At 64.0% G+C, this 25,208-nt stretch carries 12 protein-coding genes; 7 read left to right on the plus strand and 5 right to left on the minus strand.

Annotated elements, in window-relative coordinates; translation table 11 throughout:
- Nucleotides 1-155 precede the first annotated feature (155 nt).
- The gene (locus tag K1X74_07495; protein MBX7166177.1) at nt 156-1,433 is read left to right on the plus strand and encodes a hypothetical protein; all 1,278 of its coding nucleotides are present in this window, start codon (nt 156-158) and stop codon (nt 1,431-1,433) included.
- 73 nt (nt 1,434-1,506) lie between these two features.
- On the opposite strand, the gene K1X74_07500 is transcribed toward K1X74_07495, so the two are convergent.
- Complete coding sequence (locus tag K1X74_07500) at nt 1,507-2,064, minus strand: HD domain-containing protein (protein MBX7166178.1); 558 nt, start codon at nt 2,062-2,064, stop codon at nt 1,507-1,509.
- An 81-nt stretch (nt 2,065-2,145) separates the two neighbouring features.
- Here K1X74_07500 and K1X74_07505 point away from each other — a divergent pair, with 81 nt between their 5' ends.
- From K1X74_07505 to K1X74_07515, 3 genes are all read left to right on the plus strand, one after another.
- A complete protein-coding gene (locus tag K1X74_07505; GenBank protein ID MBX7166179.1) occupies nt 2,146-3,483 on the plus strand; it encodes a glycoside hydrolase in 1,338 nt (445 codons plus the stop codon).
- Nucleotides 3,484-3,879: 396 nt separating this feature from the next.
- Nucleotides 3,880-7,722 (plus strand): tandem-95 repeat protein, encoded by a 3,843-nt coding sequence (locus tag K1X74_07510; GenBank protein ID MBX7166180.1) that lies wholly within the window; start codon nt 3,880-3,882, stop codon nt 7,720-7,722.
- Nucleotides 7,723-7,870: 148 nt separating this feature from the next.
- Nucleotides 7,871-12,445: an NF038122 family metalloprotease gene (locus K1X74_07515; protein MBX7166181.1), complete on the plus strand. Its 4,575-nt coding sequence runs from the start codon at nt 7,871-7,873 to the stop codon at nt 12,443-12,445.
- Between the two features lie 45 nt (nt 12,446-12,490).
- On the opposite strand, the gene K1X74_07520 is transcribed toward K1X74_07515, so the two are convergent.
- A complete protein-coding gene (locus K1X74_07520) occupies nt 12,491-15,655 on the minus strand; it encodes a CusA/CzcA family heavy metal efflux RND transporter (GenBank protein ID MBX7166182.1) in 3,165 nt (1,054 codons plus the stop codon).
- A gap of 44 nt (nt 15,656-15,699) precedes the next feature.
- Nucleotides 15,700-17,178 carry an efflux RND transporter periplasmic adaptor subunit gene (locus tag K1X74_07525; protein ID MBX7166183.1) on the minus strand — a complete coding sequence of 493 codons (1,479 nt, stop codon included), beginning with the start codon at nt 17,176-17,178 and terminating at the stop codon, nt 15,700-15,702.
- Between the two features lie 860 nt (nt 17,179-18,038).
- On the opposite strand from K1X74_07525, the gene K1X74_07530 reads away from it, so the two are divergent.
- Nucleotides 18,039-18,911 (plus strand): hypothetical protein, encoded by an 873-nt coding sequence (locus tag K1X74_07530; GenBank protein ID MBX7166184.1) that lies wholly within the window; start codon nt 18,039-18,041, stop codon nt 18,909-18,911.
- A 32-nt stretch (nt 18,912-18,943) separates the two neighbouring features.
- Here the strand turns inward: K1X74_07530 and K1X74_07535 are convergent, their stop codons facing one another.
- Nucleotides 18,944-20,353, minus strand: coding sequence for a hypothetical protein (locus tag K1X74_07535; protein ID MBX7166185.1), 1,410 nt, complete (start codon nt 20,351-20,353; stop codon nt 18,944-18,946).
- A 343-nt stretch (nt 20,354-20,696) separates the two neighbouring features.
- On the opposite strand from K1X74_07535, the gene K1X74_07540 reads away from it, so the two are divergent.
- Both K1X74_07540 and K1X74_07545 read left to right on the plus strand, forming a co-directional pair.
- Nucleotides 20,697-22,079, plus strand: a complete 1,383-nt coding sequence (locus K1X74_07540; protein ID MBX7166186.1) for a carbohydrate porin — start codon at nt 20,697-20,699, stop codon at nt 22,077-22,079.
- Nucleotides 22,080-22,255: 176 nt separating this feature from the next.
- Complete coding sequence (locus K1X74_07545; protein MBX7166187.1) at nt 22,256-23,467, plus strand: carbohydrate porin; 1,212 nt, start codon at nt 22,256-22,258, stop codon at nt 23,465-23,467.
- A 106-nt stretch (nt 23,468-23,573) separates the two neighbouring features.
- Here the strand turns inward: K1X74_07545 and K1X74_07550 are convergent, their stop codons facing one another.
- Nucleotides 23,574-25,121: an arylsulfatase gene (locus K1X74_07550; protein ID MBX7166188.1), complete on the minus strand. Its 1,548-nt coding sequence runs from the start codon at nt 25,119-25,121 to the stop codon at nt 23,574-23,576.
- Between the last annotated feature and the right edge of the window lie 87 nt (nt 25,122-25,208).

Raw genomic sequence — 25,208 nt, forward strand, 5'->3', positions numbered from 1 at the left:
TGATCTGGTGCGATCAGGCGCGCAAGTGCGCCCGCCCGGCGCGCTGCTGTGCGGGCCTTTGCACGAATCGTCTGGGGTTACGAGGGAGTTGATTGGCAATGGGTACAAAAACCGCCTCTTTGGCACGCCTGACCGCAGTTGCGTTCGTGGTCGGGATGGCGAGCGGAACAGCGTGGGCAGGTGACGATTTCGAGGCCGAACCGATCAACTACACGACCGCCCCACCGGACAATTGCATCGACGTCCTGGCCAAGCAGCTCGCAACGGGTAGCGCCACCTTGAGCTGCGACGAGCACACCGGCCGGCTCAAGGCGCTCCTCGAGGCGCTCGATGTGCCCGTCTCGTCGCAGTCGCTCGTCTTTTCCAAAACGAGCTTCCAGCGCCCGCGCATCTCGCCGCGCTCGCCGCGGGCCCTGTATTTCAATGACGAAGTCTATATCGGCTTTTGTCAGAATGGCGAAGTCCTCGAGATCTCGGCGGTCGACGCGAAGCTGGGCTCGGTGTTCTATACGCTCTCGCAAGACCCGGACGCGCCGGTCACGATCGAACGGCGCGACAACGATTGCCTGCTGTGTCATGCCTCGACCCAGACGCGCGGCGTGCCCGGGCACCTCGTGCGCAGCGTCTATCCCGACGCGGCAGGCCTGCCGATCCTCGCCTCGGGCACGCATTTGATCGATCACACCAGCAGCTTCGACAAGCGTTGGGGCGGCTGGTATGTCACCGGTACACACGGCGCGCAGCGACACCTGGGCAACCTGATCGTTCGCGACAAGCGCGAGCCCGAGGAGGTCGACCGCGAACCGGGCGCGAACGTCACCGACCTGGTCGGGCGGTTCGACACGAAACCCTACTTGAGCCCGTATAGCGACATCGTCGCCCTGATGGTGCTCGAACATCAAACCACGGCGCACAACCTGATTGCGCGGGCCAACATCTATACCCGGATTGCCGTCTATCAAGACGCCGAATTGAAACGCGAATTGAAGGAGCCCGACCAGGGCATGTGGGAAAGCACGCGGCGGCGCATCCAGGCCGTCGGTGAACCGCTGGTGCGCTACTTGCTGTTCTCGGGCGAAGCCCCACTCACCGACACGGTTGCCGGCACGAGCACGTTCGCCGCCGATTTCGCGGCCCGTGGACCGAGCGACCCCCAGGGCCGGTCGCTGCGGCAATTCGACCTGCGAGCGCGGATGTTCCGTTACCCGTGCAGCTACCTGGTCTATTCCAAGGCGTTCAATGCGATCGCCCCCGAGGTGAAGGACTACGTGTATCGGCGAATGCACGAGGTACTCAGCGGTACCGATCAGACGCCCGAATTTGCACACCTCTCGCCTGACGATCGCCGCGCGATTCGCGAGATTCTGCTGGCCACCAAGCCGGACCTGCCGGACTATTGGCGCGAAGTGAAGACGGCTGCCGTTGCTCGTTAGCTCGCGTGCCGGGTTCCGCGGCGGCCCCATCGAGACCGGCTGCCGTGCGCCGAAGGCACCAGGCGCGTCATTCTCACGCACGCACGAACTCCTCGACCGTGGCCCGGAAGGCCTCGAGGTCGGGCGTCTGCATGCCGGCGACCTTGCCCATGTCGTCGTAGCGCCGCACGCGCACTGCGGCTTCGAAATGCGCATGGCGCTCGAACCGCCGGGCCTCGTCCTCGCTCATCGGCCCGCCTTGCAGGGCCAGGCTCCGCAGCGATGCTTCCGACAGCCCGTCGCGGTAGCGCGGATCCTTCCAGCACAGGTAACGTTTCGCGGCGACGTGCAGCCGTGTCGGCTCGACGACCTCGGGCACGAACCATTCCGCGAGCACCCGTGCGCCGAGTTCCTCGTGCGTCGCGTCGACGCCGCGCTCGGCGATGTCCTCGCCGAGGTCGTGCAGCAAGTGTCCGTAGTCGTGCAAGAGACAGGCCGCGACGACGGCCTCGCTTTCGCCGAACCGCCGGGCAAACGTCGCCGCCTGCAAGGCATGCTCGAGCTCGGTCACGCTCTCGCCATAATGCCGATACCCCCGCTCACGAAAGGCAGTAAACACCCGATCCACAATGGCTCGAGGGGAATTCGGCATCGCGTTCACCTTCCAAATCGAGGGGCTATTATCATAGCCGCATGGCGCAGATGAACTTCGGACATCCGGAACCGTGTTTCCATGAACTCAGCATTCGCCTGGTGTGTGTTGTGTGCGACGTGCGCGGCCGAGCCGCAGGGTGGGCCGGTCCGCGCGTTGGCAAACGACTATGTCACCGTTTATGAGTCGCCCGACCCGCAGGGCGTGTTCTGCTATACGCCGGGACTCTGCCGGCTCGGCAACGGTCGGCTCGTGGCGACCTTCGATTTGGGCGGGCCGGGTGTGCCCAAGCTGTCCGGACCAAAATCGGCTGCCTGCACCGAGCGTGGCGCCTGGCAGGGACACATCCTCACTTCGGACGACGGCGGCCGATCGTGGACCGAGCAGGCCTTGTTTCCCGGGATGCACGCGCGGCCCTTCGCCGCCGGCAATGCGCTGTACGTGCTCGGTCACACGACCGACCTGTTCATCCTGCGCTCGGACGACAACGGCGACACCTGGAGTGAGCCGGTCGCGCTGACGTCGGGCCAGCGATGGCACCAGTCGGCGTGCAACGTGCATTACGCCAACGATTGCGTCTATCTCGTGATGGAGCGCCGTGTCGGCAACGAGCTGCCCGGCTGGTACGTCGGCGAGCTGGCGCCGGTGTTGATGCGCGGCCGTCTGAGCGACGATCTGACCCGGCGCGAGAACTGGACGCTGGCCAGCGAACTCTCGTTCCGCGACGCCGTACCGCATGACGCAGCGGGGCCCGCGGTGGACTTCGTTGGCATCCCGTTCTTTTCTGCGCCGTGGCCGGAGGGCAGCCTGGTGGCACCGCGGCGCAAGATGGCGCCGCCCGGCTGGCTCGAGGCCAACGTCGTCGAGTTCGTCGACCCGAACCATTTGTGGCACGATCCGCGGGGTAAGACGTTTCACCTCTGGATGCGGGCACACACGGGCGGGACGGGCTTTGCAGCGGTCGCCAAGGTGACCGAACAGGCCGACGGCAGCCTGGTGACACAGCTCGAACAGGCCCCCTCGGGGCGCAAAATGCTCTACGTGCCATGTCCCGGCGGGCAGATGCGGTTCCATGTGCTCTACGACGAGCCGAGCCGGCTGTTTTGGCTGCTCAGCTCGCAGGCCACCGATTCGATGACCCACCCCGAACAGCTGGGGGCCGACCGCTATAACCTCGCGAATAACGAACGGCACCGTTTACAGCTGCACTTTTCGCGGAACATGGTCGACTGGTGCTTCGCGGGGCTGGTGGCAAAGGGGGATTCCCCACGCCAGGCTCGGCACTATGCGAGCCTGGTCGTCGACGGCGACGATTTGCTCGTCCTCAGCCGGTCGGGCGACCATCGTGCCAAGACCGCACACGACGGCAATCTCATTACCCTGCATCGAGTTAGCGATTTTCGGCAGCTCGTCTATTGAAGTCTTGGCGGCGGCGTCAGCAATGCAGCCCCCGGGACGACATCTGTCCTTTGTTTGGCTCCGGTGAAGGATCCGATCATCGATCCGCAGCCGTGGCAATAAGTCTCCCCGTCCGCGTGCGAATACAGCATGCGTCGCGCTGCGCGCCGACAAGGTCCAGGCGATCTGTTTGGCTTCTCCCCGCATCGAAAAAAACCTCGTGCGGCCGGCTGGCAAGCTGCGGGAACCTTGACCGAATCGTTGACACCCGTTTTTCGGCTGACGATACTTTTGCCATGTAACAAGGGCAATTCTGGTAAGTTGGGCAAGATATCGCGCACTCGAAAAGGAGACGATTGTCTCGTCTTCATCTGAGCGGGGCGCCGCGGGCCGGATCATCAATCGGGGAAGTTCGCCATGAATCGGTTTGGGCAACAAGAGCCGGAATGCGCATCGAGCCGCAAACGGTCGCGCAGGGCGTCGGCGAGCCAACGCAAGATGTGGCTGAGCACCCGTGGCCGCGCGAGCTTCGCGCGGTATGCCGCGCTGGAACCGCTGGAACAGCGGACCGTGCTGGCCGCGCCGGTGGCCATCGACGACCTGGCCGTAACGGTCGACGACGTGCCCGTCGTCATGAGCGTCATGGCGAACGATTTTGATCAGGACATCGGCGGCGGTATCAGTCTCAGCTCGGGCGTCATCGTCGCGCCGCCGCAGCACGGCACGGCCGTGTTCAATCCCGCGTCGGGGGCGCTGGTCTACGATCCTGTTCCGGGGTTCACCGGCAGCGATCAGATCCTGTACACGGTAAGGAACCTGGCGGGCGTCACTTCGAATGTGGCGACGGCGCGGATCAACGTGCTTCCCATCACCACTGTTCCGCTCGCGATCCCCGACCTGTTCGGGACGGAAGAAGACCGGCCAATCACGTTCGACGTACTGGCCAACGACGTGTCGATCGGGGCCCCGCTCGACCGCACGACGATCGAAATCACCTCTCCGCCGACGCTCGGTTCGGCCTATGTCGACCCGTTCACAGGGATCATCACCTATAGCCCGAACACGCAGGCGGCAGGCCAGGACACGTTCTCGTATCGCGTGCGCAACACGGCCGGCATCCCGTCGAACGTGGCGCTCGTAGGCGTGACGATTCTCCCGGTCGCTGATCCGCCGATCGCGAATAACGACGTGGCGGTCGTGCCTGAGGACACGCCCACGCCGATCGGCATCCTCGGGAACGACACGGTCTTGCCGGGCGAAGCCGCGATCGACACGAATTCGGTGGTGATCCTGCAACAGCCCACCAAGGGCATTTTCGTGGGGACGGGCGGCGCGTTGCTCTATACGCCATTCCCCAATGTGACGGGCAACGACAGCTTTACCTACACGGTAGCCTCGACGGCGGGCGCCCGATCGCTGCCGGCCTTGGTCACCATCTTTATCGCACCGGTGAACGATGCCCCGGTCGCCGTCGACGACACCGGACAAGTCTTCGAAAACACTCAGACGACGTTCGTCGTCGCCGCCAACGACACCGACATCGACGGTACGATCATCGCCAACACGGTGACGATCGTATCGGGACCCAATCACGGCGTCGCGGTCGTCGATCCGGCCAGCGGAGCGATCTTCTACACGCCCACGACGGACTACTCGGGCCCCGACCTCATTCAATACCGTGTGCGCGACAACCAAGGCACGCTGTCCAACGTCGCCACGCTGCGGATTACCGTACTCGAAGTAAACACGCTGCCGGTGGCCGTGAACGATTTCGGCTCGACGCTCGAGGAAGTGGCCACCATGATCAATCTGGTGGCCAACGACACGGACCAGGACAACGGCATCAATCCGGCTTCGGTCACGATCGTGACTGCGGCCACGAACGGATTCGTGACGGTCAATGCCCTCGGCGTGGCGACGTATACGCCGAAGCCGAATTTTTCGGGCATCGACACCTTCCGCTACACGGTGCGCGACAACGGCGGGGCGTTGTCGAATGTGGCGACGGTCACCGTCTCGGTGCAGGAAGTGAACGACGGTCCGATCATTCCCGACCAGGACGTGTCGACGCCCGTCAACATCAATCGCGTGATTCCCTTGACGGCGCTGGGGACCGACGTCGACGGTACGATCGTGCCGGCCACGATCGCGCTGGTGCTCGAACCGGCACACGGCGAACTGATCATCAACCAGATCTCCGGCGACGCGATCTACGTGCCGGCGAGCGGCTACAGCGGACTCGACGTGTTCACCTATCGTGTGCGCGACGACGACAATGCCGTTTCGAACCTGGCCACGGTGATCATTCGCGTCGGCAATCCAGTGTCGATTGCCGGCTCCGTCTATCTCGACGCAAACAACAGCGGTGCCCGCGACGCAGGCGAGATCGGGCTGCCGGGCATCGAGGTCCGGATCTCGAAGACCGACGGGCCGTTCACGTTCACGCAGACCGTGTTCACCGACGCCAGCGGCAATTACAGCCTGGCGACCTCGCCGCAGTTTGGCACCTTGCCGCCGGGTACCTACGACATCGTCGAAATCCAACCGGTCGCCTATCTCGACGGCAAAGACACCGCCGGCTTGCCGCCGCCCTCCGGCGCCGTGCAGAACGATCGTTTCAATTCGATCTCGATCCCGTCGGGCACCGCGGCCACCGGATTCCTGTTCGGCGAAGGCAACGCCAAGCCGGGGTTCGCGGAACTGATTGCCACGGGCCGGTTCTACAACGCGGCGATCGGCGCCAATGGGCTGACGATCTTCGGTGCCTCGACGCAGGACATCAACCTGGTACCTGGCCCGATCTTCCTGGCGTTCAACGGCGGGTGGGACGGCTCGGCCACCTTCCAGGCCGACTATGCGCCGATTCCCGAGTTCGTGTCGCTGATCTTGTATGACGCGAACTTGCTGAATCCGGTCACGGGGACGATCGTCAACAATACGCGCACGACGCTCACGGCCACAGCCGCGCCTGGAGTGGCGCGCGTGTTGCGCGTCGAGGGACCCAGCCCGAGCGTCGACCTGTCGGCCGTGTTGGCGAATCCGCCGCTCGCGCTGCAGGCGTTTTCTCCCGAGGACACGGTCGGCGTGGTCGATCCGGCTACGGCCGGCTTCTTCCTCCGGGCCACGAACAACACGGGCGTGGCCGATATCGCGCCGTTCAACTACGGCTATGCCTCGCCGTCGCTCATTCCGCTGTCGGGCGACTGGGACGGCGACGGCATCGATACGCCGGGCGTATATAACCGCGCGACGGCGACGTTCTATCTGCGGAATTCGAACACCACCGGCGCGGGACAGATCACCGTGCAATTCGGCATGGCCAACTGGCTGCCGGTGGTCGGCGACTGGAACGGCGACGGCATCGACACGATCGGTGCTTATAGCCCGCTGACCGCCCAGTTCTTCCTCCGCAACAGCAACTCGACGGGCACCGCCGACATCGCGCCCTTCAACTACGGCGTGCCGGGTTGGATTCCCTTGGCCGGCGACTGGGACGGCGACGGCATCGATACGATCGCCGTCCACAATAGTGCCACCGCGCAATACTTCCTGCGCAACTCGAACACCACGGGCGTCTCCGACGTGCCAGGCTTCAACTACGGCATACCGGGCTGGGTGCCCCTGATGGGCGACTGGAACGGCGACGGCGTCGATACGGTCGGGGTGTACGACCGCAGCACGGCGACGTTTTACCTGCGCAACTCGAACACGACCGGCGTCGCCGACTTGCCGGCGTTCAACTACGGCATGCCGGGGTGGTTCCCGATCATCGGACATTGGACGGCGCCGGAATCGCCGTTGCAGGTCGCCGGCAGGGCGACCGACGCCCTGGTGCCGGCGCTCGCGGACGCCGATTTGTCGCCGCTGGTGGCCGAGGCGATCGATCGCTGGGCGGCGACCGGGTTGCCCAGCGCGTGGGTCAGCCTGTTGCAGCAGACCAAGGTGACGGTGGCCGATTTGCCGGGCGACTTGCTCGGAACGGCCGCCGGTACACACGTGCAGATCGACGTTAACGCCGCGGGACGCGGGTGGTATGTCGACGAGACGCCGAACGAAGACGAGGAATATGCCCTGTTGGCCGACGGCTGGCAGGCGCTCGGTGGCGACGCCGCCGGACGCATCGACCTGCTCAGCGTCATCGCGCACGAGCTGGGGCACGTGCTCGGACTGCCCGACGTGGACGACGCCCATTCCGGCGAGGGTTGGACCGAGGTCATGGGCGAGACGCTAGCGGCAGGCGAACGGAGGCTGCCGCGCTGATGTGTGGGCAAACAATCGAGGGGTTCTCATTGGAGCGCGAAGCGCCAAGCAGGGATCGAGACGACTGCGTCTCGCAATCGAGTTTGACGCCGATCGCCACTTGCGATCCGGCGGGCGGTACGGGCCGCCCAGGTAATCAGGGAGCAGTATGATGCGGTGGAATTCGTCGCGTGCCAAAACCCATCGGGTCCACGCCGAGATGCTGGAGCGGCGCGAACTGCTTGCGGCCGCTCCGGTGCCGACGCACGTCGTCCCTTTTCCGGCATACGGCAATCCGGGCGTGCTGACCGCCGGCCAGGAACAACGCACCTATTTGTATGCGAATGGCACGTCGCTCACCGAAATCGTGCCGGGCTCGGCCGAGGCCCAGAGCCTCGCGGCAATGCAAGCTGCCCTTCCCGAACCTGGCGATCCTGGCGGTAACTCGCCATTCGAGATCGTGATCCTGCCCAGCGATGCGCTCACACAGCCACAGAACCGGGCCTGGTGGGTCAACTATGAGAAGGCGGCCGACGTCTGGGAACAGTTCTTCGACGACCCGGTGACGATTTTCATCGACGCCGACATCGGGGGACTTCCTCCCGGGGTGTTGGGCGTCACGTCGTCGGTGCCCCTCTTGTCCGACTATGGGACGATGCGCCAGGCGTTGATCAACGACGCCGAGCCGGACGATGCGATCGTCAACTCGTTGCCGCTCTCCAATGAAGCGTCGGCCATCGTGCCGATCGGATTCAATCTCACCGGCGCCGTCGCCGGCAACAAGGCGAACTTAAAGGCCTTGGGCTTCCGCGGGCTCGACGAGGCGTTTGGACCGAGCGACGGGAAGATCACGCTCAGCACCGATGCCGCTATTGCTTGGGATTTCGACGACACCAATGGCATCAATGGCTACTCGGTCCTCTCCGTGATGTTGCACGAGATCGGCCACTTGCTCGGGTTTGTTTCGGATGTCGACGTCGTCGATAACGCGATCTTCAACTTCACCACCAGCCCCGTCGCGCCGACGTTGCTCGATTTGTTCCGTTTTGAAAACGACGTCCCTGGACACGATCCGACGTCGGCGGCGGACTTCCGCAATTTCCCGCGATTCCTGGCGTCCGGAGGCGAAGCAGTCACCGACACGATTGAGGACGAATGGCGGATGTCGACCGGTTCGAAGACCGGCGACGGCGGCCAGGCGAGCCACTGGAAGGACGAGTTCTTCACCGGCACGCAGGTCGGCATCATGGACCCGACCGGGGAATTCAACGTCGAGACTCTGGTGGAGCGATCGGATCGGCGGATCTTCGATCTGATGGGTTACGACACGCTCTGGCCGGGTGAACTCTCCGACTTGCTCGGTGCGTCGTTCGCGGCCGTCGGCACGACGACCGCCAGCGGCGGCGACACCGTGCCGATCCAATACCGGGTTCGCAACGCCGGTGAGATCGCGGCGCCCTATTTCCGCGTGCAATTCGTCCTGAGCAACAATCAGTCCTACGAGCCGCTCTTCGACGCCATTGTCGGCGAGTACACCGTCGACGGTTTGGGCGGACTCACGCAGTCGTCGTTGCGCACGGCGTCGGTCGTCCTGCCAGGGCCGACGAACATCGCATATTTCGGCAATATCACGCCGCGTACGATGTACTTGTTGATGATCACCGACGCGTACGATGAAGCCTACGAACAATCGGAGATCAACAACCTCGGAGTGAGCATCGGCATCGACAAGGTCCCACTATTCGTCGATCCGCTCGGCCTGGGCATCGACTTGACCGGGGCGTCCCTCCTCGCGACGCCCGATGCGGGTACGCCCGGCACCCCGATTCAAGTCAACTACCAGATCGCCAACAACGGCAACGTCGATGTGAATGCCCCATTCGACGTGCACTTCTATCTCAGCACCAACACCGGCCTCGATCCGTCGGACTATTTCCTCGGGTCCCAGCATTTCGACGGTCTGACGCGCAATACGGTCACGCCGACGGCGACGAAGAACTTCGTCCTGCCGGCTGCTGAAAACCCGATCTACGGCGCGGGCAACGGCACCTACTTCATCACGATGTTCACCGATTTCGGTGACGATATTCCCGAGGCGAACGAAACCAACAACTTCAGCGTCGGACAGGGTACGGACTACGATACGATCCAGATCACCATCCTGCCGCCGGGCCCGGATCTCAAGGGCCGCATGTTCGACGTGGTACCCAGCGACGTTTCAGCCGGTACCGCGGTGCCCATCCATTTCAAGGTCGAAAACACGGGTAACGTCAACGCTGGTCCGTTCCGGGTGAATTTTTATCTGAGCCACGACAACCAGATTACGACGACCGATTATTTCATCGGCCAGTACCTGTTCACCGGCCTGACCCAGTCCACGCTCTCGCCGCTGCTGACGCAGATCGTCACGCTGCCGCAGGTCGATTCGGCATTTTGGAACGGCACAGGCACCTACACCATCGGCATGATCGTCGACGCCGATATCCAGGTCAGCGAGGTGAACGAAACGGACAACGCGAACCTGGGCCAGACCATCGACCTCGAAACGCTGAACATCACGCTCAACGCGCCCCCTGCCAACCTGCGGGGTACCCATTTCAACCTCTTGCCCGCACAAGTGTCGGTCGGCACGCCGTTCAACGCGGAATTCACCGTCGAGAACAACGGCAGCACGGCGGCGCCTTCGTTCGAGGTGCGGTTCTATCTCAGCCGCGACGAGGCCATCACGACCGGCGACACCCTGCTGTTCACGCGGATCATTCCCGGCTTGGCGATCGGCGCGAACACGGGCAACTTGCTGCAAACGCTCGACCTGCCGCTGGGCACGCAAACCGGGCCGGCCTACATCGGCATGATTGTCGATCCGCTCGGCGCAATCGCCGAAACGAACGAGGGCGACAACGCCAACCGCGGATCGCTGCTCGACCGCGAGGTCACCGAGATCGTTCCGCCGGACCCCGCCACGGTCAACCTGCCTCAACTCCGCGGCACGTCTTTCGACGTCGTACCCGCGGAGGTGACGGCCGGCAACAGCTTCGACATCCAGTACCGCGTCGAGAACCAAGGCGCCGCGGCGGCCGGGGCCTTCGAAGTGCGCTTCTACGCGAGCAGCGACGAGGACATCAGCACGGCCGACGTCTTGCTGGGCACGCAGGCCTTCGCCAGTCTGGGCGCGTTCGCCAATACCGGGATCCTCGCCAAGCAACTGACCCTGCCGGCTCAGACGCCGCTGGGACCGCTGTTTATCGGCATGATCATCGATCCGGCCGGAGTGATCGGCGAATCGAACGAGGAGGATAATCGCAATCGCGGCCCCGGTCTCGACAGCGACAACCTGGTCGTCGTGACACCGCCTCCGCCGCCGGTGTTGCTCAGCGACTTGAAAGGCGCCGGCTTCAACGTCGTGCAGACGACGGCCGCGCCGGGCACTAAGGTCGATATCCAGTACACCGTCGTCAATGCCTCGGCCGTGGCCGGAGCGGGCAACTTCGTGGTCCGCTTCTACGTGAGCAACAATCCGATTCTCGGCGCCGGCGGCACCGATACGCTCCTCGGCGAGCAAGCGATCAATGGCTTGCCGATCTCCGGCTCGACCGGCATTCTGACGAAATCTCTCACGCTGCCTGGCAATTTTTCCGCGGTCCCGGCGTACATCTGCATGCTCATCGATGCCACCGACGCCGTGCTCGAGAGCAACGAGGTGAACAACCGCAATCAGGGCGTGGGCTTTGATAGCGACACGCTGCTGATTGATGGGCCGCCCATTGCGCAGGTTGCCGCCAACGTGTGGGTGGGCGCCTTCGCACCGGCCAGTGCGCAGTTTGCCGTGGGCTTCCCCGGCAACCCCGGCGCACCCAACATGAACTGGACGATGGGGATCCCGGGCTGGCTGTCGATTTCCGGCGACTGGAACGGCGACGGCATCGATACCGTCGGCCTCTACAACCCGGCCACCGCGCAGTTCTTCCTGTCCAATGCGCTGGGCAACTCGATTGCCGACGTGACGCCGTTCACCTATGGCATGCCGGGTTGGATCCCGCTGGCTGGCGACTGGAACAATGACGGCATCGACACCGTCGGCCTCTACAATCCGGCCACGGCGCAGTTCTTCCTCCGCAACGCGAACACGACCGGCACGGCCGACATCGCGCCGTTCAATTATGGCCTGCCGAACTGGCGGCCCGTGGTCGGCGACTGGAACGGCGACGGCATCGACACCATCGGCCTGTACCAACCTTCTTCGGCCTCGTTCTTCCTGCGCAATACCAACTCGACCGGCGTGGCCGACGTCACACCGTTCAACTACGGGATGGCCAGTTGGCTACCCGTCAGCGGCGACTGGAACAGCGACGAGAGCGATTCGGTCGGCGTATACAACCCGGTCACCGGGCAGTTGTTCCTCCGCAATTCGAACACGACCGGCGTGGCCGATGTCGCCCCGCTGGTCGTCGGCTCGGGCAACGGCCTGCCGCTGGCCGGGAAGTACACGGCCGGTAGCGGCCTGAACGCCACGACGCTGCTCAATTCCGCTGCGAGCCAGCCGAGCGTGCCGTCTGCGCTGCCTTTGGCGATGATCACCTCCAGCTCGATGCAGATGCCTGCCAGCACGCTTGCGGATCCAATGCCGGCTGTCGATCCGCCGGCCGATAGCGACGCGCTCGATCTGGCCGAAACCCGCACCGCCCGCCCGGTCGACTATGCCCGGGAGGTCGACAAGCTTATGAGCGGGCTCGACGAGCTGTAACACCGGGCCAACAGGGCCGGGCCGCCGGCGCTGGGCTGCGGCTCGTCAAATCGAGGGTGCCAACTCGGGGGCTTCAAGTTCGCTCTCGGCATCTCGTTGTTCCAGGTGCTCGCGGCAGACGCGTGCCGCCTGGTGCCGGCCGAAGATCCAGAACAGCGCGGGGTGGACGAAGAAGTCCAGCAGCGTCGAGCTGATCAAGCCGCCGAGAATCACCGTCGCCACTGGGTAGAGAATCTCTTTACCCGGTTCGCCACCGGCCACGACGAGCGGCACCAGCGCAATGCCGGCGGTCAGGGCCGTCATCAACATCGGCGCCAGACGCTCTTGTCCGGCGCGTTCGATCATCGCCGGGGTAAAGTCCTCGCCCTCGTAGCGCACCAGGTGCAGGTAATGGGCCACCAGGAGGATGCCGTTGCGCGAGGCGATGCCGGCCAGCGAAATGAATCCAACGAGGCTGGCGACGGTCAACGATTGCCCGGTGACCACCAGCGCCCCCACGGCGCCAATCGACGCCATCGGCAGCGCGGCCAGCACCTGGAGCGAGAGATTGACTGACCGGAACAGCGTGTACAACGCCAGAAACATGCCGGCCAGCGAGATCAGGCTCAGCATCCCGATGGCCCGTGTGGCGGAGCGCTGGCTTTCGAACTGACCACCGTATTCGACGAAATACCCCGTGGGAAGCTCGGCCTGAATCGGTGCGAGTCGGGACTGGATCTCGTCGACGATGCTCCCCAGGTCGCGGCCTGCAGCGTTGCATTGCAGTACGATGCGGCGGCGGACGTTTTCCCGATTGATCGTATTCGGGCCACTTGCCTGGCGAATCTCGGCCACGGCCTGCAGCGGCACCACGCCGCCCGAGGGCAGGTTCAGCGCCAACCGTCCGAACCGCGCGAGGTCCTGGCGGAAAGGCTCGTCGAGCCGCACGACGAGGTCGAATTTGCGTTCGCCCTCGACGACCTCGGAGACGACGCGGCCGTTCATCGCCGTTTCGACGAACTGATTGACCTGGTCCGAATGCAGTCCGTATTGCGCCAGCCGCGCGCGGTCGATCTGGATCTGCAATTGCGGGATCTCGACCAGCGGCTCAACCATCAAATCGCGCACGCCCGCCACCTCGGACATCGCCTGCTTCATCCGTTCGGCCTCGCGGCGCAGGGTGGGCAGGTCATCGCCGAAAACCTTCACGGCAATCTGCGCCTTGACGCCCGAGAGCATGTGCGAGATCAGGTGAGCGATCGGCTGTTCGACGCCGATCAGCGCCCCGGGCACGCGCCCGAGGCGCTCGCGCAGCTCGGCCAGGATTTCTTCGCGCGAACGATCGACGTGCGGATCGAAGCTGATGACGATCTCGGAGACGTTCACTCCCTCGGCGTGTTCGTCGAACTCGGCTCGACCGGTGCGCCGGCCGAACGCGACGACGCCTTCGATCTGTTTGACCTGCTGGTCGACCTCGGCGGCGATGGCATTCGAAGCGGCCAGCGACGTGCCGGGCGGCAGCAAGACGTTGACCTGCACGCTGCCCTCGTTGAACGGCGGCAAGAAATCGCGACCCAGGTGCGACACGGTAAACACGCTCACCGCGACGGCCACGGCGACGGCGCCGAGGATGAAAGCCGGCCAACGCAGGCTGAGGCGGATTGTCCGACGCACCAGCGCCTTGAGCACGCGCAGCAGCCAGCCGTCGCGGTCGTGCCCGGCGGCGCGCATGTTGGGCAGCAGCCAGTACGACAGCACCGGCGTAACCGTCAGCGAAACGGCCAGCGAAGCGAGAATCGAGACGATATAGGCCAGCCCCAAAGGTGTGAACAGCCGACCTTCCATGCCACCCATCGCGAACAGCGGCACGAACACCAGCACGACCAAGAGCGTGCTGAAGACGATCGAGCTGCGGACCTCGCTGCTGGCCTCGTAGACGACGCGTAGCGCCGGCCGCGGGCTCGCGGAATGCCGGTTTTCGCGCAGCCGGCGAAAGATGTTCTCGACGTCGACGATCGCGTCGTCGACCAGCTCGCCGATCGCCACCGCCAGCCCGCCGAGCGTCATGGTGTTGATCGACATGCCCAGGGCATAAAACACCAGGCCCGTCACGACGATCGACAAGGGGATCGCCGTCAGGGTAATGAACGTCGTGCGGAAATTGAGCAAGAAGATCAGCAAGATAATCACGACGAGGATGCCGCCGTCGCGCAGTGCCTCGATCACGTTGGTGATGCTCAGCTCGATGAACTGCTTCTGCTGATAGATGGTGGGGTGCAGCCGGACGTCGGGGGGTAGGGCCGTCTGCAATTCGGCCAGCGCCGCCATCACGGCATCGGTCATCCGCCGCGTGTCGGCTCCCGGTTGCTTGGAGATCACCAGCAACACGCCCGGTTCGCCATTGATGGCCGAATCGCCGCGTTTGACCTGCGGGGCTTCGACGACCCGGGCCACTTGCTCGAGCAACACCGGCCGATCGGACCGCGGCTTGACGACGACCCGGCCCAGATCGGCGAGCGAACGGACGCGCCCCAAGGATCGGACCAAAAGCTCGCTGCCGCCCGAGTCGAGATAGCCGCCCGTGGCGTTCGCGTTGCTCGCGGCCACGGCCTGCTCGACGTCGGCCAGCGTGACGTCGAATTTCATCAACGAATCGGGATTGACGAGCACCTGGTACTGTTTGCGACCGCCGCCCATGGTGACCACCTGCGCCACGCCGGGAATGGTCAGCAAGCGCTGCCGCACGACCCAATCGGCCAGGGTCCGCAACTCCATGGCGTTGGTGGGGCCCGTGCTGGTCATCCCGATATGCAGGACCTGACCCATGATCGAAGAGATCGGCGCCAGTTGCGGCCGCGCGCCCTCGGGCAAGCGCGACATGACCTGCGCGATCTTCTCGGTGACGATCTGGCGATCGATGAAGATATCGGTGCCCCAGGCGAATTCGACGTGGATCACCGACAATCCCGCTGCGGACGAGCTGCGCACGGCCTGTACGCCGGTCGCCCCGTTGAGCATCGATTCGAGCGGAAACGTCACCAGCGTCTCGACTTCCTCGGGTGCCAGGCCATGGGCCTCGGTGAGGATCGTCACGCGGGGACGATTCAAATCGGGAAAGACGTCGATCGGCAAATGGACCAACGTCCAACCGCCGTACACCAGCAACGCCAGCGCCGCAGCGATCGTAATCGCACGGTAGGTCAAGGCCAGGCGGATAATCGCGTTGAGCATGGCGAAAGATTCTTAGGAGGAGGAAGTCCGCGACGGCCGTGCGCTCAATGATCGTGGTGGTGGTGCGCTTCTGCGCCACCCCCGGCGCGGTTCTTGTGCGCCAGATACAATTGCTGAGCACCCTGGATGGCTACACGATCTCCGGGGCCGATCTCATTCTTCTCGCCGAGCACCACGTTGAACTGGTCGCGGTATTGCACCTCGACGGCGCAGCGATGGAAATGATCACCGTCTTCGCGGAAGACGTACGACTCGGGCCCCTCTTGTACGACGGCGTCGGCAGGCAAGACGAGCTTTTCCTGCCAGATCTCGACGGGCACGCGCACCTGTAACCGCTGGCCGGGGCGGAACTGCCAACTGACGAAGCGCTTGCCCGCCTCGACGCGGGCATCGCGAACACACTGGTTGGGCAGCGTGGCAAAGAAGGAGACCAGCCGCGACTCGGGATCGACCCGATTGCCCACGTAGAGCAGCTTCAGACTGCAGACTTCTTCTGGTTGCGGCTGCCCCTGATCGACCAGGGCGCAAATCTCCCATTTCTGCTGCGCCGCATGGTTCAAGGCGTTGACGTCCTGCTCGTAGGCCTTGCCCTCGACATACAGCAGCGAGTGGTCTGCCAATGTGCAGAGCGCGGCACCCGCATCGACGTGCTGCCCCGGTTCGACGGCCAGGTCTTCGACTTGCCAGAAGTCGGCGGGCTTTTCCTGCGGGCTGCTGGGCTGCGGCGCCGCCGGCGCGCGCAGGGTGATCGCGCCGAGCAATTTGCGATCCTGTCGAATGCCCGCGACCTGTTCGCTGCTGAGCCCATGCAGCATCAGCGCTTGCTCTTGGGAACGAATCGCCGCGGCGAGCTTTTGTTCTTCGTATTTGCGTTCGAGCACCGCCTTGCCGGCGATGGCACCTTCGGCTGCGATCGCTTCGACGCGCTGAATCTCGCGCTGGACGACATCGAGCTCCTCGAGCGTCCGCAGAAACTCGCCCTGCAATTGCACGAGTTCTTCGTGCGTCAACCGCAGATCGAACAGCACCTGGCCGGGCTCGACCGCTTCGCCAGGAATCGCATGGATCGCGGTGACCACGCCCGTCAGCGGCGCCGTGATCGCCACGTGCGACTGGCCCGGCCGTTCGGTGACTATGGCCGGGACGGTGATCGTCTTGGTGAAGGCGCTCAATCCGACGGCCGACACCTGCAGCCCGATGCTGCCTCGGCTGGGGGCCGAGACTTCGACCATCGACGCTTCTTCCGCGGACGAATGGCTGTGATCTTCAGCATGGCTGTGGTCGTGGTCATGGTCGGCATGATCGTGGCCGTCATCGTGCGAATGACCGTGCTCGTCTGCTGGCTGTGGTGGGCTGCTCGTGACGAGGTCCGGGTGCAGATGATGTCGATCGAGCACGATGCCCGCGGCAACCGACAGTCCGCAGATCAAGAGGAGTCCGACCCAGCGCAGCCAACGCCGGCGAGGCGCGGGCGCTATCGGATCGACAGTCGATGGTTCGTGCGACAAAGGTATTTCGGCCATGATGGCGTCTCTGGAACAAGTTCAATCGATCAGGCGAAGCAGCCGGGAGCAAGAATGGCCGGCATGGCCCGCGCCGCGTTCCGGCAAGTGTCCGGCTTGCCCGCAAGCGGGGTTCCGGTCCACTCGGCGCAGGGCCGGCGGTCGCTTCAGATCAGCAACTGCAGATACAAAACGTGCAGTGCCAAGCGCCACGGGGGACGGGCCGCCTCGGATCGCCGCCTGACGGTGGGCGTCTGATCGGCGACTCCGCCCGTCATCATCGAGCTGTCGACGGCCAGCGGCGCTATCAGCCCTGGCAAAGCTCCGACGGGCAAGGTCTCCTCGACCTTGGTAAACGAGCAATGTCCGCCGTCGCAGGACGGCGCCGGGTGGTGCGAGTCGCGGGGTGCCGAATCTCGGTCCGAATGTTCATGCGTATTTGCTTGCTGACAGGCGCAGCCGACGAGCCCTGCATGCGCGGCTTCGCCACCAGCATGCTCATGGTGGGCACAACACCCGACCATCATGTGCCAGGCCAGACTGCCCGCGGTAATCCAAGCGACAATTGCGCGCACCTGTCGGCGGCTCCCAACCTGCACGTGAAGCACCTATCCAACTCCCTTGATTTTCTCGGCCAGGGCCACGCGGGTCAATGTCGATCGACTGCCTGCGACAGTCGCAACAGTCAACTCTGCGGGATGGGAAGCTTGTTCCCCACCCGTGGCGGAGTTAGGTTGCGTTTGTCGACCTGGCTCACAAGGGGCACCGATCTGATGAGATTGAGACTCGCGATCATCCCAATCGGACTGGTCATTGCACTGGGCTGTGGTCAAGCACCCAAGACGCCAGCCCCGGCCACACCGACGGTATCCACCGCGCCAATGATGCCCACTGCGCAAGCCTCGCCGGGCGCACCGGTGCGGCTCGATACCAGGCATCTCCCCAATGCCATTCGCTTGTGTCCACAGGTGATCTCCGGAGGACTGCCCGAAGGAGATGAGGCGTTTGCCGAGCTCGCGGAGTTGGGCGTTCGGACGATCGTCAGCGTCGACGGCGCGCGACCGGACGTCGCCGCGGCCGAACGTCACGGTCTGCGCTACGTGCACTTGCCCCACGGCTATGACGGCATTTCGCAGCAGCGCGCCCGGGAGCTGGCCAAGGCGGTCGCCACCTTGCCTGGCCCGATTTACATTCATTGTCATCACGGCAAGCATCGCAGCCCCGCGGCGGCGGTCGTGGCTTGCGTCGAAACCGGATTGCTCGCGCAGCAGAACGCCCTCGGCGTGCTCAGCCTGGCGGGAACGAGCCCCAACTATCGCGGGCTGTACCGCGCGGCGGAATCGGCGCAGCGGATCGATCCGGCCGAGTTGGACGCGCTGCTCGTCGAGTTCCACTCGATCGTCGAACTGCCCCCCATGGCCGACGCGATGGTGGCCATCGACCAGACGACCGAACGGCTCAAGCAGATCGCCGCGGCAGGCTGGAAACCACCGGCCGCGCATCCTGATCTCGATCCGGCCCACGAAGCCTTGCTGCTGCGCGAGCACTTCACCGAGTTGGCCCGCCAGCCCGACTGCCAGGCGCGGTCCGAGGCGTTCCGCGCCGGGGTGGCCGCGAATGAAACGGCCGCCGGCAAACTGGAGACGGCGCTGCGCGAAGGTCAATCTCCGGCAGTCTACGACGAGGCCTTCCAGCAAACGCAGCGAGTCTGCGTCGATTGTCACCGCAAATTTCGCGATGTGCCGCGCGATTGACGCTGCCGCGGCGGGCGCAGCTGCTGGAGCCCTTACCAATAGAGGGCCGCGCGGGTACCGAAGGTGTGCGCAACGGTCGAGCCGAACGCCAGCCAATCGGGCATTCCGGCGGTGTAATCGAACATGAACCGGGTGTTCGTATTGAGATACCAGTTCAAGGCGACGCTCAGCTCGTAGAGATTCGTGCTGGTGGGTATCCCGGACATATTGGGAGGCAAATTCGGTGACGAGAAATCCAGGTAGGAAAACCGCGTAGCTTGCTCGAGCGCCCCGAAGCCGCCTCGCGGATCGCCGCGCTTGCGCATCACCGGACGCAGCACGTTGATCCTGTCGAACGAACCGCGCGTGGTGTTGTAGCTGCGATGTTCGCCCGTGAGGAAGTAGCTGTAATAGACGTAGACACCGTTGACAAAGATGGAGTTTCCGTCGGGCTGCTGGACGGCCGCTGAACTCCACTCTGCCTGCACGGAGAACGCGCCGAGCACCCCGGCGGCCTGCAGGTTGTAGAGCTGGTAGTCGTTGGCCGCGACATCGAGCGCGGGCAGGAACGGCGACCCGGGATTGTCCTCGACGGTGAGCAGGTTCGATGTGAGTCGCGGCGTGAAGTTGATGACGCCATCCGGCGGAATGCGGTACGACACGGCGCCGCCCAGATGAATCAGCCGGAAGTTGTCCTCGTCGGGATCGTAGTAGGGCAGTCCGGTCAGCCGCGTGGTGTAGGCCCAGCTATCGTCGTCGCCGGTGCTCTGGCCGTTGCTGGGCGTGCCGTCGCGGAACGCGCCGAGAGAGAAGAGCAGCCGCTCGGTCTCTGGCCACCAATAGCCGCAAACACCCCAATTCCGAGCCGGGCTCAGCACGTTGATCGGCGAGCGTTCCAAGAAGGTCATGAAGTTGGAGCTGGTCATGCCCTCCAAGCTGTAGGGCTCGCGGAAATGCCCGATGCGAATTTGGCTGAAGCCCGGGATCGCGTCGAACCCGACGAACACGTCGCGCAGACGCACCGTGCCGCCGGCCAGTTCGACTTCCGACACCCAACTCGTCGAGTCGGTGATCTCGCCTTGCGCTCCCAGACGGACACGACGGAAGCCGTAGCCGTTTTGCAGATCGCCGAGAATCGCTTTGCTTTCGGCCGATTGCGCGGCCATCACCGCCTCGGCCTCGACCCGTCCGCGTACCTGAATCGATGGCTGGAGAACGAGCGGCTTCTCGAAGGGGCGAAACGAGTTGCCCAGGCTCGGGCCGAAGTCGACGCGCGTCGCCGGCTCGTCGGTCAAGCTCAGCCCATCGAGCGCCGCAGGGGCATTGGTCTCAACGGGCGTGGCCGTGGAGCCCGGCGCGGCGGTACCCGGCGGAACGGCCCCCGCCGTCGACGGGGTTTGAGCCCTCGCGGCGGCCAGCTGGACTGCGGTGACGACCAGGGTGAGCAGAAAGGCTCGATTCATGACCCATGGACGCCGGCGCCTGGTGAGACAACTTCGCGAAATGACGAATACGCAAACCCACGCCGCCGGTCAATGCGAGCCCGCCCGGCGATGCTGGCGAGATTGGCCGTCCGGTTGAAATGGCCAAGCTGCGCAGGAGCCTGCAGGCACAGCAACGAAATGCAGGCAATACTGCGAAGGCAGCGGTTGTTTCGAATGTACCGCGATGCTAGCACCACTTTGCCGAATCTGATGTCGCGATCTCTAGAACACCTCCAACGAAGTGGGTCGATACACAAAACCGGGAAGGGCACGTAGGGCTCGCAAGCCCCGCTGTTCACGGCAAGTTACGGGCATTGGGCAGATGCGCAAAACGACGAAGTTCGCTTGGATCGGGTTCGTGCTGCACGCGGCGCTTTGCTGCGGCGCCGCGGTCGCACAATCGACGTGCGGCTCGCAAGCCGCTGGCTGTTCATGCCAGCAGGCTGTTGGCGAAAGCTGTTGCGGCAGCTTCTGGACACAGCCGACCCTGACCGGCGATTGGACCGGGATTCGTCCTGCACTGCAGGAAAGCGGGGTCACCTTCGCGGGCCGATCGACTCACTTCGGCTTTGGCGTCGACGGCGGCGTCGACCCGAACGCGCTGTTCATTCCGCCCGCGCTCGGTCCGGGAAACACCTTTCTCTACACCGGGCGCGGCGAATACGACCTGATCTTCGATCTCGAGAAGTTCGGCGGGCTGCCCCACGGCAAGCTGCTGATCCGGGCCGAGCACTGGTACGGCGAATACGGCAACGTGTCGCTCCGGACCGGTGCCTTTCCGCCGGCGGTGTTTCCCGCTGCATTGCCGCCCGCGGCGGACGATCCGGGCGACCTGTTCCTGACGAACTTTGTCTTCACACAGCCGCTTTCCGAGCATTTCGTTGTCTTCGGGGGCAAGAAAGACGTCCTGGGTGCGGCCGATCAAGACACGTTTGCCGGCGGCGACGGGACCGAGCAGTTCGTCAACCAGGCGTTTGTCGCCAACCCCGCGTTTCTGCTGGGATTGCCCTACACCGGATTCGTCGTCGGCGCCGCCTCGCCGCAAGAGTGGGGCATGATCAGCACGTTCTGCTACGACCCCAAGGACCGCACTCAGGACTTTTTCGACCTCGACGATCTATACGCCCAGGGGGCAATTCTGGGCGGCGAAGTGAAGGTCAACACGAGATTCTTCGGCCGCCCCGGCGAGCAACACCTCGGCGGCATGTGGAAGCACGTCGAGCTCACCGACTTGAGCTTTGCCGAACCCCCGCCGGGCGTTTATCCCGAGCCGGTAGTGCCCGGCTTTCCCACGCTGAACGATTCCTGGACCGTCTACTACGGCTTCGACCAATACCTGGTGCAATTCCCCGGCCAAGGTGACCGGGGATGGGGCCTGTTCGGTCGTGCGTCGATCAGCGACGGCAACCCGACTCCGGTTCGCTATTTCCTCAGCGCGGGCATCGCGGGCGACAGTGCACTACGTCGTGGCAAGAGTGATCGCTGGGGCCTCGGCTGGTACTACGTCGGCGCGAGCAACGAGTTTGGCCCGCTGCCCCAACTGCTGTTCGGACCGCGCGACGGCACGGCATGCGAGTTGTTCTACAACTTCCAGGTTAACCCCTGGCTGAACGTGACGCCCGACTTGCAGTACATCCATCCCGAGGCCGGGGCGATTGCCGACGACGCGTTCGTCTACGGCGTGCGCGCCAACCTGACCCTTTAGCAGCGCGCCTCGAAACTATTCACAAATCGGATCGCGCTACGACGAGCATTCGGACCGTCGCCATGGTCACGCGGGTCTTGCACGGGTCAGGCGACGTCCCCGTCGCAAGACTGTTTGACGCTCTGCTCCCGCACGCCTGCGGCCTATTCTTCGCCTTGATCATGTGTGCCAGCGACGTGGCCTTCGCCCACGGCGAACAGGGCGCAGCCGTTCCGCAGCGAGCTACCGAACCGCATTCACCGGAAGCAGCCCCTTCATCCACGGCGCTTGAAACACCCGCGCAGGACGCTCGTGAAAATGATCTCGCTTGGGAAGCGCATGTTCGGCGCTCGCAAGCAGCCCTCACCCTCGAGCCGGTCTATTACGGCGAGGTTTTCTCAAACACCCGCGGTGGAATCACGACCCGGGACGCAACCCAGTATCAGGCGCTCTTGAACCTGGCCGTAACGCTTGATGCGGAGTCGTTGCCATGGCGGCTGCCCGGACGGTTCTATCTGTTGGGCCAGAATACCCATGGCCGTGGGCTCACCCAAGACTTTGTGGGCGATGCACAAGTTCTTAGCAACATCGATGCCTTCGACAACGTCACTCGGGTCGGAGAGTATTGGTGGGATGTCGGCTTATTCGGGGACACGGTCACCGTACGGCTGGGAAAACAAGATCTGAATACGGAGTTACTCTGCATCGACCTGGCTGCAGACTTCATTCAGTCGACGTTTGGACTCAGCCCGTCCACGGCGTTCTCAACCTACCCGAATCAATCCATGGCAGCCTTGTGCCTGATTCAAGTCGCCGACGGTTGGCAGTTGAAGACGGGAGTCTGGAGCGCCTTCGCCTCGCCCGGCGGTTGGGGGTTCTCGGAGACGGGCTCGATCCTGGCGATCGGCGAGTTGGAGCGCATCTATGTGGCGTTCGACGCCAGGCTCCCTGGTTCGATTGCCTGCGGTGCCATCTACGAATCCCCGGGCGAAATCGCCGGCCTGCCGATTTCCGCCGTGCAGGAGTATTACATCCAGGCCGAACAGTGGCTGACGAGAGAAGCGGGCTGTAGCGATCAGGAGTTGCAGGGGCTGGCGATGTTCACCGGCTTTTACCCGCGCTTTCCGGGGCAGTTCAAAACCGAACATGCGCCTGGCGACAGCTTTGTCGCTGGCGCGATCTACACCGGGCTGGTTCCGTCGCGCGAGCGGGACGTGATCGGCCTCGGCGTCGCGTGGACCGAGCTCTATGGAGGAGGGACCGGCGAAGAGACGGCCTGGGAGCTGTTCTACAAGTTGCACGCCACACAACGGTGCCGCGTGCAGCCTGATCTGCAGTACATCATCACACCGTCCGGCATCGAGCGCAACTCGCTCGTCGTCGGCTTGCGCTTCGAAGTCGCCTTCTGACGATGGCGCCCATCTCGGCAGAAGGGCCCCGGCAGGCGTGCCGCCGGTGGCGCGATCCAGCGCGCCGCGATTCGGCACCCTGGACCGCGCTAACGCTCGGCGCCGATCAATTTCCCGGAGGCGACAGGGTCTCCAGGCGCTTGAGCACTTCGGCGGCCTTCAACGTCTGGTAGTTGATCCCGGCCGCATTCAGGCTGCTGCCCTCCTGGAAGGGATACTGCGGAATTGTGCCCAGGAACTTTCTGACATAGGCCTGCACCGGAACGAAGATCCACATATTGTCGGCCATCCACCGCAGGTAGCCGACGTCGCCTTCGTGGATCGCTTTTTCGTAGGGGTCGGCGCGCAGATTGACGATCAGCGGCCAGCCCGAGACTTCGCGAACGCCGGTGGCGATGTTGCCCCGCAGGGTCGCGAAATGAACTTTCCAGTTTTGAATGCGGACCGCGTTCAGCTCGCCGCCCTGGCCGAAGTAGTAAATCTCCTTCCGCGGACTCTCGCTCGCCTCGCCCTTGAAGTACGGCAGCATGTTGTAGCCGTCCGGGTGGACCTCGAACGAACGGCCGTTGGCCTTGTATCCCTGCTTCAGTTTTTCGACGACCTCCGGCTCCCCGGCAGCGGCCAGCAGCGTGGGCATCCAATCCTCGTGCGAGATGATGCCGTTGTTGACGGAGCCCGCTTCGATCACGCCCGGCCAGCGGACGATCAAGGGGATGCGGAAACCGCCTTCCCAGGTCGTGCCTTTCTCGCCGTGAAACGGCGTGGTCCCACCGTCCGGCCACGACACGGTCTCGGCACCGTTGTCGGTGCTGTAAATGACGATCGTGTTGTTGGCGATGCCTAGATCGTCGAGTTTCTTCAGCACCCCGCCCACGAAGCCGTCGTGCTCGACCATGCCATCGGGATAGAGCCCGATGCCCGTCTTGCCCTCAGACTCTTTCTTCAGGTGCGTCCAGACATGCATCCGCGTCGAGTTGTACCAAAGGAAGAACGGCTTCTTGGCCTGCACGCTGCGATCGACGAACGACATCGCGTGCGTGTGCACTTCTTCATCGATCGTCTCCATCCGCTTGCGGGTCAGCGGCCCGGTGTCTTCGATCGTTTGTCCGCCGCGGCCGTCCGACTTGCAGTGCAACACGCCGCGCGGGCCGTACTTTTTCTTGAACTCGGGATCCTTCGGGTAGTAGTACGTCTCCGGTTCTTCTTCGGCGTTCAGGTGATAGAGATTGCCGAAGAACTCATCGAAGCCGTGCAGCGTCGGTAGATGCTGATCGCGGTCGCCCAAGTGGTTCTTGCCGAACTGACCCGTGGCATAACCCTGCTCCTTGAGCAAGTCGGCGATCGTCGGCGTCCACTCCGGAATGCCCTGCTCGCTGCCTGGCATGCCGATCGTCAACAAGCCGGTGCGAAACGGGTGCTGGCCGAGGATAAACGAGGCGCGGCCGGCGGTGCAGCTTTGCTGCGCGTAGGAGTCGGTGAACAGCGCCCCTTCCTTGGCCAACCGGTCGATGTTGGGCGTCCGGTAGCCCATGATGCCGTGGTTGTAGGCACTGATATTGTGCACCCCGATGTCATCGCCCCAGATGACGACGATGTTCGGCTTCGACGCCTGGGCGAACGCCTCGCGCGCGCCCAGAGTCAGGCAGACCAGCATCAGAATCCCGACGGCGATCGACCTGCGGCGCGATTGGCTAGCCATTTGTAAGATCCTCCCCTATGTGCGAATTCGTTAGCGGCACAG

The organism is Pirellulales bacterium (genome assembly GCA_019694435.1).
Taxonomy (GTDB): domain Bacteria; phylum Planctomycetota; class Planctomycetia; order Pirellulales; family JAEUIK01; genus JAIBBZ01.

What these genes read in the sequence shown, in the direction of transcription:
- K1X74_07495 (MBX7166177.1), top strand. Translation starts at nt 156, where the DNA reads ATGGCGAGCGGAACAGCGTGGGCAGGTGACGATTTCGAGGCCGAACCG.
- K1X74_07500 (MBX7166178.1), bottom strand. Translation starts at nt 2,064, where the DNA reads ATGCCGAATTCCCCTCGAGCCATTGTGGATCGGGTGTTTACTGCCTTT.
- K1X74_07505 (MBX7166179.1), top strand. Translation starts at nt 2,146, where the DNA reads ATGAACTCAGCATTCGCCTGGTGTGTGTTGTGTGCGACGTGCGCGGCC.
- K1X74_07510 (MBX7166180.1), top strand. Translation starts at nt 3,880, where the DNA reads ATGAATCGGTTTGGGCAACAAGAGCCGGAATGCGCATCGAGCCGCAAA.
- K1X74_07515 (MBX7166181.1), top strand. Translation starts at nt 7,871, where the DNA reads ATGATGCGGTGGAATTCGTCGCGTGCCAAAACCCATCGGGTCCACGCC.
- K1X74_07520 (MBX7166182.1), bottom strand. Translation starts at nt 15,655, where the DNA reads ATGCTCAACGCGATTATCCGCCTGGCCTTGACCTACCGTGCGATTACG.
- K1X74_07525 (MBX7166183.1), bottom strand. Translation starts at nt 17,178, where the DNA reads ATGGCCGAAATACCTTTGTCGCACGAACCATCGACTGTCGATCCGATA.
- K1X74_07530 (MBX7166184.1), top strand. Translation starts at nt 18,039, where the DNA reads ATGATGCCCACTGCGCAAGCCTCGCCGGGCGCACCGGTGCGGCTCGAT.
- K1X74_07535 (MBX7166185.1), bottom strand. Translation starts at nt 20,353, where the DNA reads ATGAATCGAGCCTTTCTGCTCACCCTGGTCGTCACCGCAGTCCAGCTG.
- K1X74_07540 (MBX7166186.1), top strand. Translation starts at nt 20,697, where the DNA reads ATGCGCAAAACGACGAAGTTCGCTTGGATCGGGTTCGTGCTGCACGCG.
- K1X74_07550 (MBX7166188.1), bottom strand. Translation starts at nt 25,121, where the DNA reads ATGCTGGTCTGCCTGACTCTGGGCGCGCGCGAGGCGTTCGCCCAGGCG.